We start from the raw sequence: 12385 nt of genomic DNA, 5'->3' as shown, positions 1-12385 counted from the left end.
GGGCGAAGTGGCCGAGAAGTATCCGCAGTACTACGCCTACGAGGGCAGGCCCGTGGCGTTCGTCGAGGCGCCCGACGGCGGGCTGCTCGTCTGGGCGCTGTCCGGGCGGACCGGCGAGTTCACGCTCGACCGGTCGTACGTGGACAAGATCTGGTTCGGCACGACCGCCGACATCGACACGCTGACCCGCGACGAGTTCGTCCAGCGGGTCGAGGAGTACCGGGGCCGGCGGCTGCGCGGTGACGGCCCGGCGTACGCGCTCTACGAGACCATCAACGGCCTCGAGGACGCGTCGCGCGCCGAGGCCCGCGACCTCACGCCCGAGGAGCGGGCCCTCATCCGCACGCTGCGCCTCCGCGTCCACGACCTGTTCGAGGCGGAGCTGCGCGAGCAGGGACGCCAGGGGACGCCAGCGGATTCGTAATGGCCCCTGAAACGCTCCCCGAGGTCCCGCAGGACGAGCACGCCCTCGTCGGTCGGCTCTACCCCGAAAGCGCCTGGACGTTCGTCTGGGCGCGCCGGGTCCTGCGCGACCTCGTCGGCGACCGGGTCTCGCGGTTCCTGGTGGGGCGGATCGCACCCGGCCACTGGTCGGTGCTGCGCGGGGACGGCGCGTGGCTGGCCGTTAGGTGCGCAGACGCGGAGGGAGGCGGCGAGACGAGGCCGTCCCACACGGCGTCCTTCGACTCGGCCGGGGACGCGGTGGCGTACGCGGCGGCGGGGCTGGTCGTCGACGCGAAGGTGACCGTCCACGAGGACCTCCTGCGGTTCCAGGGCGTCCTCGGCGAGTCCTGGGACGGTGCCGCGGGACGCCTCGTCCTGAGCCTGACGGACGAGGGCGAGCGCCTGGTGGAGGCGGCCCACGACGAGACACGAACCCGCTACGGGACGTCCTTCCTCCCTCTCGGGCCGGTGATCGAACGCCCGAGGGGGTACCAGGTGATCCCCCGCGGACCGCGTCCTGACAGCGGCCCCTTCCTCGCCGAGCACGACCTGTTCACCGCGCACGTCCAGGGCCGCCTCCCCGGCGAGTTCGGCGCGAGCACCGGGGAGGAACTCCCGGCGGACACCCTCCTGGACACCTACGCCCCCGCCGCCGACGAGCCCTGCCTGTTCGCCCTGGAGACCCCGTTCGAGCGCCGCGGGCTGCCGGGGACGGGCGCCGGGCACGAGCGCAGGTTCTACGTCGTGCGGCGCCCCCTCGCCGTGTACGCGGGGTTCCCGGTCCGGGAGACCACCGTTCCCGCGCGCGGCACGGGCCCCTCGGACGCGGGCCGGGGCTATCTCCTGCCGCGTCCGATCGGCGCGCTGCTCGACGGCGGCGACATCGCCCGGATCTCCGAGGCGGAGACGCTGCGCCGCTACCGCGAGCAGCGCGAGTCGCGGCAGCGGCGGGACGGCTGACCCATCCGGCGAGGAGGTGAGAGAGAGTGCTGAGCACGGCTGAACAGGACACGCGGCTGGACGCGATCGCGTCCCTGCTCGCCCGGCTGGCGCCCGACGGCGCGGAATCCCTGGAGTTCGCCTACCGCGCGGTGGGCTCCTCCTTCGAGCACGCCGGCCTCCCCTTCACCGCGCGGAACATCGAGTCGCTGCTCCCGTCCTCGGGCGTCTACCCGCTGGTCCGCGAACTCCGCTCGCTGATGCACGTCGACGGCGACGGCACCTGGCTGGAGATGCACCTCAAGCTCCGCCTCCGGCCCGGCGCCGCCCCCGAGTGGGAGGTCCGGTTCAGGAGCGTGGACGAGATCACGTTCATGGACGACGTGCCCCCGGCCGCCGCCGCCGAGGAACTGCGGACGTTCCCGCAGGCGCCCCACCGCGTCCCGGAGTGGATGGCGGAACTGGCGGCCGTCCAGGACGCGGCGGACCGCTTCGACCCGGACACCTTCTCCCCCCAGCCCGAACCGGACCTGGTGGCGGCCCTGCCCGACGGCCTCGCGGAGCTGTTCGACGCGGCCCGCGCCAGGCTGCGCGACCAGTTGCCCGAAGGCCCGGCGGGCCGGTTCCTGGTCGGCGAGCTCGCCGACGGCTGCTGGTCGGTCCTCCACCTGGCGCCCGCGTGGCTCGCCGCGCGCATGGACGGCGGCGCCTGCGTCGAGCAGCGGGCGTTCGCCGACCCTGCGGCGGCCGTGGCGTTCGCGGCGGGCGCCGTGCTCGCCGAGGCCGGCGCGGAGGTGAACTCCTCGGTGCTGCGGGGTGCCGGGGTCCTGAACCGGACCACCGACCGCCGCAACGGCGTCGACGCCTGGCGGCTGACGTCCGGTGAGGGAAACGGAGCCCGCCAACTCCGGCGCTCGATCGCCGCCGAACGGCCGCGCGGCGCCGACGTCCGGGAACGCCGCTTCTTCGCGCTGTCGCCGCTCGACAACAGGCCCGGCGGGTACTTCATCGTCCAGCCCGGCACCGTGCCCGCCGAAGGCGACTTCGTCAGCACCCACCAGATCTTCGAATGGCACATCGGGAGCTCGCTCCCCAAGGCCGGCGCGCCGGAGCCCGCCCCGGTCGAGGACGTGGTGCTGGAACCCGGCACGGAACTCGACACCTACGACTTCACCAGCACCGGCAGGCTGTTCACCATCGGCACGCCGTTCGAGTGGCGGCAGCTGGACGGCTACCCCGAGGACGTCCCGCACCGCTTCTTCCGGGTGCTGCGGCCCCTCGGCGCGACGCCCCTCCCCCTCAGCGGCCGGACGCTCTACCGTCCCGGGGACCGGGGCCCCAAGCGGCTGCCGGACGCGCGCGGCCGGGGGTTCGGCCTCCCGCACTCGATCATCGACCATGTGGAGTCCGGCGATCTGACCGAGATCAGCGGCCCCGGCGGCGACCCCGTCCCGCTCCGGGACGACTGGGACGCGGACGGATAGCCGGTGGGCACGAGACCAATAGACTTGCGCGACGAAGAGAGGAGCAGCGACGCGATGACCCAGCCCCCCGCCGAGGTTCCGGTGCCGCCGCAGGGACCGCGGCCGTACGACCGGCAGCGCTACGAAGAGCTGACGCAGCAGCTCGGCATGGCCCTGCTGCAGGTCGCCCCCGCCGGCTGGCGCCGCATCGACCTGCGGATCCTCATGCTCGCCGGCGTCACCGACCTCCGGCTCTCGGTGATCATGCCGGACGGCTCCTCGCCCGCCGCCGACCCGCCCCGCGACTGCGCGCAGATCGCCGCGGAGCTGCGGTCCATGATGTACCGCACCGGCGAGGGCACCTGGTTCGGGATGCGGTTCATGATGGACCCGCCGAGCGCCTACTGGGTCAGCTTCAACGCCGACTTCGACCCCGGCTGGGACCCGCCGGCCGCGCCCGAGGAATGGGCCCGCGACCTCGCCCTGTTCCCCCGCGACGACGAGCACGTCCCCGGCTGGCTGCGCGAGCGCCTCGACCGGACCGCGGGCGCGCACGGCGGATGACTCCCAGGCCAGCCCCCGGACGGACGGAAAGAGGTAAGTCGTGAGCGAGAACGGGTCGCTGAACCCCGCCGAGCAGAACGACCTGCTCCAGCAGATCACCCTGCTGCTGACGCACACCCTGCCCCCCGGGTGGGGGGAATGCACGGTCGTGCACCGCTCGCTCGGGCGGCACACCGAGACCCTGGGGCAGCTGAGCCTGGTCACCGGGCCGGGCCTGCCCGCCCCCTTCGACGTGCCCGCCGCGCTCGGCGAGCTGTTCGAACGGCTGCGCGCCGGCATGTACGCGCCCGGCCTCGGCACCTGGTTCACCGCCACCTTCACGCTGACGTTCCCGTTCTCGTACGACGTCCGGTACGACCGCGACGGCGAGCCGCGCTGGCAGGCCCCGCCGCCGCCGGACGCCGCCGAGGCCGAGCTCCGCAGGTTCCCGCGCGACGCCGAGCACGTCCCCGCCTGGCTGGCCGCCCCGCCGGCGCAGGGCATGCGCATCGCCCGCCCCTTCGACGGCACCGCCCCCGACGGGCGGCCCGAGGTGCGGCGGCCCGACGTCCCCGGCGCCGAGCGCGAGGCGATGGTCCGCTACCTGGAGCAGGCCCCGATCGTGCTGGCGGCCCGCAGCTACGACAGCGACGCCCTCGACCCCGGCCACGCGCGGAACGTCCCGCTGACCTACCACACCGACGGCACCTGGATCTGGCCCGGCGCCGTCGGCTACTACCTGCGCGCCCACGGCGTCCCGCCGGAGCCCGAGCTCGCCGCCCACATCCGGCGGACCGGGTTCGCGGTCCCGGACGTCGCCGACGGCGTCCGCTCCGCCGCGGTCGCGGCCATCACCGGCTCGGAGTCGTCATGAACAACGTCCCGCCGCAGAGCGGCGCCAGCGGACCGCCGGTGCCCGCCTACCAGCCGCCCGAGGGCTACGCCACCTCGACGCGGCACCCCGTCGTCCACCTCCCGGTGATGCTGAACGGCCTGCACGTCGGCTACCTGTGGGCCGGGACGGACGACCGGTCCGCCGGGTTCGTCCGGCGCAAGGAGACCCTGCGGCAGGCCTACGAGGCCCCGCTCGTGTGGTCGCAGCGGCTGCGCGAGGCCCACGCGGCGGGCCTGCCCGCCCGCGAGGCGATCCGCCGGTGGATCGGCCGCCCCGAGGACCCGCGCGGCGGCGGCGTCCCCGCCGGCGCCCGCGAGGAGGTCGCCGACGGCAAGCAGGACGTGCTCCGCCTCGCCGACCCCGGCGCCGAGCCCTCCCCCTGGGAGTCGGTGCGCCCCGGCGAGTTCCCCGACGGCACCCCGATGGACCGGTCGCAGGGCTGGGGCGGGCTGCACTTCGAACTGCCCCCCGGCTACGACCTGACCACCGACGGCCCCGTCCGCTACCTGCCGGTCGTCCACGACGGCACCGTCCTCGGCTACCTGTGGACGGGCGGCACCGCCGCCCTGTTCCTGCCCCGCGCCGACGCGGCAGCCCTCGGCAGCGACGCCATGGGCGCCTGGGTGCAGCGGCTCCGCGACCTCTACGCGCAGCACGTCCCCGCGCCGGAGGTGCTCGCCCGCTGCCGCGCCATGCCCGCCGACCCCGTCGCGGGCGGCGTGCCGGCGGACGCGACCGAGCAGGAGGCACCGAACCTCCAGCACCTCCGCGACCTCGCCGACGTCCACGAGCAGTCGCTGCGGCTGGCGAACAACCCGGTCCCGGGCGACCCGGAGATCATGAAGCGCCCCGCCCTGGACCCGGCCGAGCACGCCGCCGTCCTGCGCTACCTGCGCGAGGCCCCGGTCGTGTACGACAGCGGCCGCCTGTTCACCGACGCTTTCGACCCCGCGCGCCCCGCCAACGTCCCCGACACCTACCAGACGGACGGCACCTGGGTCTGGCTCGGCGGCGTCCCCCACCACCTGGAGCACCACAACATCCCGCCAGAGCCCGACCTCCTGCGCCACATCCGGGACAACAACGCCCAGCTCCCAGCGGAAGACCCGACCACCCGCGAGCGCGCCAAGCAGACCCTCCGCTGGCACCGCATCCTCGTCCCGCCCCCGATGTGAGACCGCGCGTCGTGACCGAGTGGGGCTAGCTCGCCTTCTGCCGCGCGATCTCCTGCGCTGCCCTCCGCAGCCCCATCTGGATCACCACATAGGCGACGAAGGAGCAGAGCGCCGCGACGAAGAGCACCGCCACGGCGGCCTCCGGCAGGACCCCGAACGGAGTGCACAGCAGCAACAGCGCGCCGAGCACGAGAAGCGCATTCCCCGTGCGCATCCGCTCCCGATGCGGCAACTCCTCATAAGGCACCTTGACGCTGCGTGAAACCGTATAACTCCCCACACCGTTGCGAGTCCGCACTCCCGCGGCGACACAGGCGAGCCCCAGCAGCGCGTACGCCACGGTGCCGATGATCACAGGCACAACGAAACCTCTTCAGAACCAGTCATCGAACTGATCGATCGTCCACTTTCCGCCACCTACCACCGCACCGGCCACAAGGCCGACTCCGCCTCCGACAACGCCACCGGGGATGGCTCCGATCCCGCCGCCGAACGAACCGATGGCGGCGCCGATGCCAGCCCCGCCTCCGACCCAGCTCACGAAGTCAGTCCATGGAAAGTCATCGTCGGGTAGCCCGTCATCGAGATCGTCCTCGACGTCTCCGAGCTTGTCCCTGAGCTTCTTCGAGACGTCATCGTCCTTGGAGCGGGCCTTGACGGCGTCCAGCACCGACCACGCCCCCTTCTTCTCACCCGAGTAGAGCGAGACCAGGTTCTTCGCAGCGTCCGACTGCATGTCCCTGGCCTTGTCCTGCGCGTTGCGCAGCATCACGGCCAGGTCCTGCTTCACTTGCGGATCGTTGGCTGGCTTGGTGCTCTTGCGCTCGTACTCGAGCTTGCGGTTGTTCGCCGCGAGCTGGAGCTCGGCCAGCGCCGAGGCCAGATCATCCAAGATCTTGGCCGCGTCGTCGGTGAACATCGAGAGCTTCTTGGCGTCGCTGGCGTCGGCGCCCCACGCGTCCTCGAACGAGTTGGCGTCGCCGCCCGTCCAGCCGGCATCTCCGACCAGCCTCTTGACCGACTTCTGGATCTCCTCGACGACCTTCTCACTCGCGGGCGCGTAAGCGTAGAGCTTGGTGGCCAGCGCCGCCAGACCCCGGATGTCCACCCCGAGGCTGAAGAAGCCCCCCACCGGCTGCACGCCTGCTGGAATCGGCGCGGCTTCCTTCGGAGCCATTTTTACCTCCAGGTTCTGTTCATCATCGAAGGGCGGACTTGGCGTCGGACTCAGAACTTGGGTTGGATGTTCTCCGGGTCATCGATCCTGGCCAGCAGGTCGTCGATATCATCCTCTGTTTTCCGGTACTTGTCGTGCACGTACTTGAGCTTGTCCCCGTGCGATTGCATGGAGGAGCCGAGCGCGTCGTGCATGACCTCGATCGCATCGAGGACGGAGGAGATCGCGTTCTCCAGCGACCCCTCGGTCACCTTGGGCACCGCCCCGATCTTCGCCGGAACGATGTCGGCGAACTTCTTACCGTTCTCCTTGAAGACGCCGGAGGACTTGAGGATGTCGGCATAGACGACCTTGATCTCTTTGCTCATGAGTCCGTCCCCGACACGGTCGGCGCTACGGCGAGTCCCGGATCCAGCCGCGGGTTCACGGCGACTCCGATCCTCTTCTTGCCCACCAGGTAGAGCAGCTCCAAGAGCGACGCCTCGGACCAGGGCTGGTCGTGTCCAAGCGCTTCCTTGAGGCGGTCGACCGACGTGTAGACCGCGACTCCCGCTCTGCCGTCCTCCATCGCGCGCAGCTGGTACTTCGGGTTCTCGCTGGCCGCCGTCGGACGGGTGGTGGGGACGAAAACGCTGGAGAGCCCACGCGGCGCTGTTTCGCCGGAGGACGTGGACGGCGCCAGGGAGACGGCTTCGGCGGGCGCCGCGGGCGGGACGGAACGTGCGGCGGCCATGCGCTCCGCGGCCTCTTCGGCGTCTCCGGGAGCATGCGGAGTACTCCGATTCAGCTGCGCCATCAGAGAAGAGGGAACGTTCGGCTCCACCTCGGCGACCTCCAATCGATCGACGGAACGCGATCACGCATAGGGCCATGACCGCCGCAGGATACTTTCCAGTCGACCATTCAGTAAAGCGCTTTGAAGATTTGGAACCGTCCAATACCCGGAACCAGCGACGCCGGCATCAACTCCGTCCTGACTCCGGCGAGGCGAGCGAAGCCACCGACTGACACATTATCGCCGGTCAGACCGGAAATTTCCGCACACTGACGCTTGGATGCGTCCGCGCAACGCCCGCCGCACCACCATCTTCTACCGAAATCCGGACCGACCTCCTGCAACCGCGCGGAACGCGCCACACCCAGCCAAAGGAGTCTTTTCGCAAGGGCCATACCAGATCGATCAAGACGATGACACACCTCCGAATGGAAAATTTCCCACTGCGGACCGTCGCGCGCTGCGCATTGGCGACCGAGTCTGCCAAGCTCATGGGCGAGGACAGACCGAGAGGTGGATCGGCCTTCCAGCGGAGTTCAAGGCCGCTTCTCACCAACGACTACCAGGGGGACTCTTGCTGGTCGCGAGACCGCCGCACCTGCTCTGGCGGGGATCTTCGCGTCGATCTGCTCGAATGAGGTGCACCATGTCGCTCCGTATCATCGTCGCGGCGGCGGTCTTCCTGCCGATCATCGCCGTGATACTCCTGCTGGGGATCGCCGCGTATCGGGGGCGCTGGCATTCCTGGCATGGGAACGACGACTTCTTCCATTGGCCGTACGCGCCCCTTGCCGGAGCCTGGTTCGGGGCGTCCATGCTGCTCGTCATGGCGGCCCTGCTGGTCGGCACGGTCGTGCCCGCCGCCGTGGTCGCGGTCCTGGTGGTGGTCGCCCTCCTCCTGCTGCTGGTCGCGATCCTCGTCTACGTGCATTCCCCCAGGTGGCTGCTGCCCGGGTACGTCCGGTGGTTGGACGGCGACGCCGGCTTCACCGAGCGGCCCGCATGCCTTGACACGTACCGGAATTCGCGGCTGAACAGAGTGATGCGCAAACTCACCCTCGACCCCCGCCAGGAATTCTGAGGCGCGCGGTCAGTCGAAGGGGTCGTTCCTCGCCCTGCCGATGGTGTTGATCAGTACCAGTACGCCCGCGCCCAGACCGAGGACCATCGACACCAGCATCACGGTGCCGGTCACCCCACCCGACCTGTCCAGAGCGAACGTGATCAAGAACAGACCCATGAAGAAGTTGGAGACGGCGACGTACTGCAAGCCCTCGAGTTCCATGCCGCGCCCGGCCCGGAACAGGCAGGTGCCGCAGCAGATCAGGCCGAGCACGATCAGGCCGGCCCCGACCGCCAGTTCCACGTCCTTCATGCGCCTTTACTCCGCATGCCACCATCCGATGAGGGGATCGGTCCGGCGACGACCGGACCGCCATCACAGGCCACACGTCCTGACAAGTGTTCTGACTGTTGCGCGGTACGTACCGTAACAGGGCGCCGAACGCGTGTCATCAAGTATGCGAACACGGGCGGGTGGGCTTTTAATGATCGGGGGCGGTGCGTCCGCTCCGGGATGTTCGCCGCGCGGCAGATCGTCTGCGGGAAGGCTTGGGGGTTGCAGTTGTCCGATGGGTCGCGGCCGGAGTTCATAGCTTCGGAGCAGGAGCTGGACGGCTCTACGCGGGTGGTCGAGGACGTCGCCGTCGAGGCGCCGGAGCCGGCCGCGCGGCGGCGGTGGTGGTCCGGTTCCCGGCGGCGGTGGGCGGCGGGTGCCGGTGCGGTGGCCCTGGTCGCCGGCGGGGTCGGCTGGGGGGTGCACGCAGCCTCCGGTGAGGACGAGCCCGCCCGGTTCACGTCCATGCCGGAGCCGTGCTCGCTGGTGCCCGGCGAGATCCTCGAACGGTACGTGCCGCTTTCCGATCCGCCCGTCCCGGACAAGGACGCGAAGTCGGCGGGCGAGCGATACGCCGCCTGCTCATGGGCGGAGCGGCCGGGCCTGGCGGGCGTCCAGGCGTCGCGGCGGCTCGACGTCTCGGTGCGGCTGCACCTGGAAGGCGTCGCGCCCGCTAAGGCGGAGTACGACGCGGCCTGGAGCGGCGCCCGGACGATGGAGGGGACGTCGAAGGGCGCACCCGGATCCCTGCGCGCCGAAGCCCCCGTGCTCCTCCGGGTCGGCGATCAGGCGTTCGCGCAGCACCTGACGCTGACGGGCCCGCTGGGACAGTCCGGCACGGCCGCGGCCACCGTCCGTCTGCGGAACGCGGTCATCACGGTGCGGTTCCGGGCCACGGCGTCACCGGCCGGCAAGGACGCCTCCCCCAAGACCCCCGAAGCGCCGCTCGACAAGGCCAACGGCCGGGCGGCCGCCGAAGCCGCCGCCCGGAGCGCCACCGCCGCCCTCGCGGCCTGTGGCACCTGCCTGAGCCGTTAGGCCCTGCGGACGTTCGTCAGCGGCCGGGGGGCCGGTTGTGGGGCCCGCCGGGCGGGGGGCCCTGCTGCGGGCCGGGCCCGGGCGCCCCGAAGGGCTGCGGCGGCGCCATCGGCGCCGGACCGGACGGAGCGGCGGGCTTCTTGCGGCCGCGCATCAGCAGGAAACCGCCGACGCCCAGCACGAGCAGCACCACCACGACGCCGCCCACGATCAGGATCGGGAAGCCGCCGGAGTCGTCCTCGCCGGCCGCGGACGGCTTGGTGGCGCCCGCCCCGGCCTTCGCGCCGCCCGCGACCTTGTCCAGCCGCTCGTAGACGGGGTTCGGCGCGGTGTCCGGCACGTTCTGCTTGAGCGCACGGGGGATGCTGATGACGCCGTACCCGAGCAGGTCGTCCTTGCCGGTGGGGCCGAAGTCCTTCGCCGTGGCGGTGATCCGCTGCACGACCTGCCGCGCCGACATCTCCGGGTAGCGGCTGCGGACGAGGGCGATCGCACCAGAGGCCAGTGCGGACGCCTGGCTCGTACCCTCGCCCGAGCGGAAGACATGGCCTTCCTTGTTGATCCATCCGACCTCTGCGCCGGGCGCGGCGACGGTGACGTAGGACTGCCGCTGCGTCGACCTCCATGGCTTGGCGTCATGGCCGATCGCCCCCACGGCGACGACGCCCGGGCATGCCGCCGGGTATGCGGCCTTGTTGTTGACGTCGCCGGTGTTCCCCGCGCCGGCGACGATCACGACGTCCTTCTGCGCAGCGTACTTGATCGCGTCGAGCAGTTGCGGCGGGCAATGGTTCGGGTAGAGATCGGCGCTCTCACTCGCCTGGGAAATGTTGATGACCTTGGCACCGTGGTCGACCGCGAAGCGCACGGCGTTGCTCGTCGCCACCGGATTCAGCGATGGAGCAGCGACCGGAAGAATCTTGGCTTCGGGGGCGATGCCCACGAACCCGGTCTTCGATCCCTGCGAGGCGATGAGGCTGGCCATGCCCGTGCCATGGCCGTCCTTGTACGAGTCGTAGTCCCGCTGACCGTTCCCCCCCTTGTCAGGGAAGTCGGCCCCAGGGAGCAGGGCGGGCCGTAGATCGGGCAACTGACCATTAACACCCGTGTCGATGACCGCGACCGTCACACCCTTGCCCTTGGTGACGGGCCACACTTCCTTCTGGATGCTCCAGGAACGGAACCACCACTGTTCCGCCCTGGGGCCCGGGGCGGCGTGCGCGGGAACGGCGGGGGCCGCCGCCAGCCCGATCGCCGCCGTCGCAGCCACCGTCCGAAGCAGCCACCGCATCTGTCGCACTCCCTAGTCCGTTGTGCCGGGGAGGGCGGCGCGGCGGCCGCCGGCCGTCCGCCCCGCCCGTGTCCAAGAGGTCAGCCGATCACCGGTGGAGCGGTGTCGTCATCGGCTCCCCACACATCCTCGTCCTCGGTGAGCCAAGTGTTACGTTCGCGCTCCTCGCCCTTGCCGCCCTGGGCGCCCTGGCCCATCGGCATGCCGCCCATGGGCATGCCGCGCGCGCCGGCACCCGCCGCGCCGGGCCCGGCGCCGCCGGGACCGAGGCCACCGGGACCGCCGGCCGGGGACGTGCCGGCGTTCGGGCCGCCGAAGCCGCCCGGGTCGGCACCGAACGGAGCACCGCCCCCACCGCTCAGGCCGGGGCCGCCGCCTCCGGGGCCGCCGCCCGGCATGCCCGCGAGGTCGGTGCCCGAGCCGCCGCCGAACGGCGATCCGCCCGCTCCGCCGAACGGCGAACCCCCGCCGCCACCGAGTGCCGGGTTGTACGAACCCGCGCCATCGGGGGTGAAGGGGCTCGTTCCGCCCGAGGTGAAGGGGCTGGTGCCGCTGCCGTTGGGGTTGAAGGCGCCGGCGCCATCGGACGTCGGGAACTTCGAGCCGGGGCCGCCAAGGTTGCTGGAGCCAGGGTTGAAGCCGCCGGGGCCACCGCCCGGACCGCCGCCGGGGCCCCCTCCGGGACCGCCGCCGGGACCGTTGCCGCCCGGGTCGTCACCACCACCGATCGAAGTCGGCAGGTCCTTGGTGATCTTGAGAGGGTGGCCCTCGAACGCCTCTTTCATCCGGCCGATGAAGTTGTTCATCAGCTTGCGGGCGTTGTCGTCGTCACCGCCGGTGTGGACCCAACCGTCGGTCATCGTGTCGCCCTGGGTCTTATACCAGTCGAGAATGTCGTGCTTGTACCAGGCGTAGAGCGTGGCGTTGTTGTGGCTGTCGTCCGACAGCTTGCCCGCCGTGTTGTAGACCTTGCCGAGCTGGTCGAGCGCCTTCTGGGCGGAGTCGCCCTTCCAGTGCTTGATGATCTTCTTGGCGAAGTTGTTGGTCAGCTCGTCGGTCATCTCGGCCAGGACGTCCGCCGCGTCCTTGTAAGCGGTCGAGGCTTCGCCGACCTTGCCGGGATTCAGGGCCTTCAGCTTGTTCTTGACGTCCTCATGGCTCATGCCATCCGCGTTGTGGGAGCCGAAGCTCATCCCATCCCGGATGGGGTAATGCTCGGTGTTCTTGCCCATCGATACCTCCTCTCAGG

General features: G+C 71.1%; 15 protein-coding genes. 8 read left to right on the top strand and 7 right to left on the bottom strand.

Features of this window, described 5'->3' with window-relative positions; translation table 11 throughout:
• Positions 1-7 precede the first annotated feature (7 nt).
• From ACGFI1_RS19650 to ACGFI1_RS19625, 6 genes are read left to right on the top strand one after another with little or no spacing between them, the layout of a single operon-like run.
• Positions 8-424, top strand: coding sequence for a hypothetical protein (locus ACGFI1_RS19650; RefSeq protein WP_138640551.1), 417 nt, complete (start codon positions 8-10; stop codon positions 422-424).
• Positions 424-1404: a hypothetical protein gene (locus ACGFI1_RS19645; protein WP_392786852.1), complete on the top strand. Its 981-nt coding sequence runs from the start codon at positions 424-426 to the stop codon at positions 1402-1404. The genes ACGFI1_RS19650 and ACGFI1_RS19645 overlap by 1 nt, the downstream gene beginning before the upstream one ends.
• A gap of 26 nt (positions 1405-1430) precedes the next feature.
• Entirely contained in the window at positions 1431-2867 is a 1437-nt protein-coding gene (locus ACGFI1_RS19640) for a hypothetical protein (RefSeq protein WP_392786849.1), read from the top strand.
• Positions 2868-2921: 54 nt separating this feature from the next.
• Positions 2922-3410, top strand: coding sequence for a hypothetical protein (locus ACGFI1_RS19635; protein ID WP_386870739.1), 489 nt, complete (start codon positions 2922-2924; stop codon positions 3408-3410).
• A gap of 40 nt (positions 3411-3450) precedes the next feature.
• Positions 3451-4263: a hypothetical protein gene (locus ACGFI1_RS19630; protein WP_392786847.1), complete on the top strand. Its 813-nt coding sequence runs from the start codon at positions 3451-3453 to the stop codon at positions 4261-4263.
• Complete coding sequence (locus ACGFI1_RS19625; RefSeq protein WP_392786846.1) at positions 4260-5459, top strand: hypothetical protein; 1200 nt, start codon at positions 4260-4262, stop codon at positions 5457-5459. The genes ACGFI1_RS19630 and ACGFI1_RS19625 overlap by 4 nt, the downstream gene beginning before the upstream one ends.
• A 25-nt stretch (positions 5460-5484) precedes the next feature.
• On the opposite strand, the gene ACGFI1_RS19620 is transcribed toward ACGFI1_RS19625, so the two are convergent.
• From ACGFI1_RS19620 to ACGFI1_RS19605, 4 genes are read right to left on the bottom strand one after another with little or no spacing between them, the layout of a single operon-like run.
• The gene (locus ACGFI1_RS19620) at positions 5485-5814 is read right to left on the bottom strand and encodes a hypothetical protein (RefSeq protein WP_392786974.1); all 330 of its coding nucleotides are present in this window, start codon (positions 5812-5814) and stop codon (positions 5485-5487) included.
• An 18-nt stretch (positions 5815-5832) separates the two neighbouring features.
• Positions 5833-6636 (bottom strand): hypothetical protein, encoded by an 804-nt coding sequence (locus ACGFI1_RS19615; protein WP_392786844.1) that lies wholly within the window; start codon positions 6634-6636, stop codon positions 5833-5835.
• 50 nt (positions 6637-6686) lie between these two features.
• Positions 6687-7004 carry a DUF6317 family protein gene (locus tag ACGFI1_RS19610; RefSeq protein WP_392786843.1) on the bottom strand — a complete coding sequence of 106 codons (318 nt, stop codon included), beginning with the start codon at positions 7002-7004 and terminating at the stop codon, positions 6687-6689.
• Positions 7001-7474, bottom strand: a complete 474-nt coding sequence (locus ACGFI1_RS19605) for an SseB family protein (RefSeq protein ID WP_392786841.1) — start codon at positions 7472-7474, stop codon at positions 7001-7003. Before ACGFI1_RS19605 ends, ACGFI1_RS19610 begins: the two co-directional genes overlap by 4 nt.
• A 583-nt stretch (positions 7475-8057) precedes the next feature.
• On the opposite strand from ACGFI1_RS19605, the gene ACGFI1_RS19600 reads away from it, so the two are divergent.
• Complete coding sequence (locus tag ACGFI1_RS19600; RefSeq protein WP_301177650.1) at positions 8058-8492, top strand: hypothetical protein; 435 nt, start codon at positions 8058-8060, stop codon at positions 8490-8492.
• Positions 8493-8501: 9 nt separating this feature from the next.
• Here the strand turns inward: ACGFI1_RS19600 and ACGFI1_RS19595 are convergent, their stop codons facing one another.
• The gene (locus ACGFI1_RS19595) at positions 8502-8786 is read right to left on the bottom strand and encodes a hypothetical protein (RefSeq protein WP_392786839.1); all 285 of its coding nucleotides are present in this window, start codon (positions 8784-8786) and stop codon (positions 8502-8504) included.
• 243 nt (positions 8787-9029) lie between these two features.
• On the opposite strand from ACGFI1_RS19595, the gene ACGFI1_RS19590 reads away from it, so the two are divergent.
• Positions 9030-9845, top strand: coding sequence for a hypothetical protein (locus ACGFI1_RS19590; protein ID WP_392786838.1), 816 nt, complete (start codon positions 9030-9032; stop codon positions 9843-9845).
• 16 nt (positions 9846-9861) lie between these two features.
• Here the strand turns inward: ACGFI1_RS19590 and mycP are convergent, their stop codons facing one another.
• Together mycP and ACGFI1_RS19580 are read right to left on the bottom strand one after the other, a co-directional pair.
• The gene (gene mycP, locus ACGFI1_RS19585) at positions 9862-11136 is read right to left on the bottom strand and encodes a type VII secretion-associated serine protease mycosin (RefSeq protein WP_392786836.1); all 1275 of its coding nucleotides are present in this window, start codon (positions 11134-11136) and stop codon (positions 9862-9864) included.
• A gap of 80 nt (positions 11137-11216) precedes the next feature.
• Entirely contained in the window at positions 11217-12368 is a 1152-nt protein-coding gene (locus ACGFI1_RS19580) for a hypothetical protein (protein WP_392786834.1), read from the bottom strand.
• Between the last annotated feature and the right edge of the window lie 17 nt (positions 12369-12385).

The sequence above is a fragment of the Actinomadura geliboluensis genome (assembly GCF_043197915.1).
GTDB classification, from domain to species: Bacteria; Actinomycetota; Actinomycetes; order Streptosporangiales; family Streptosporangiaceae; genus Spirillospora; species Spirillospora geliboluensis.
This window is presented reverse-complemented; position numbering and strand designations above follow the sequence as displayed.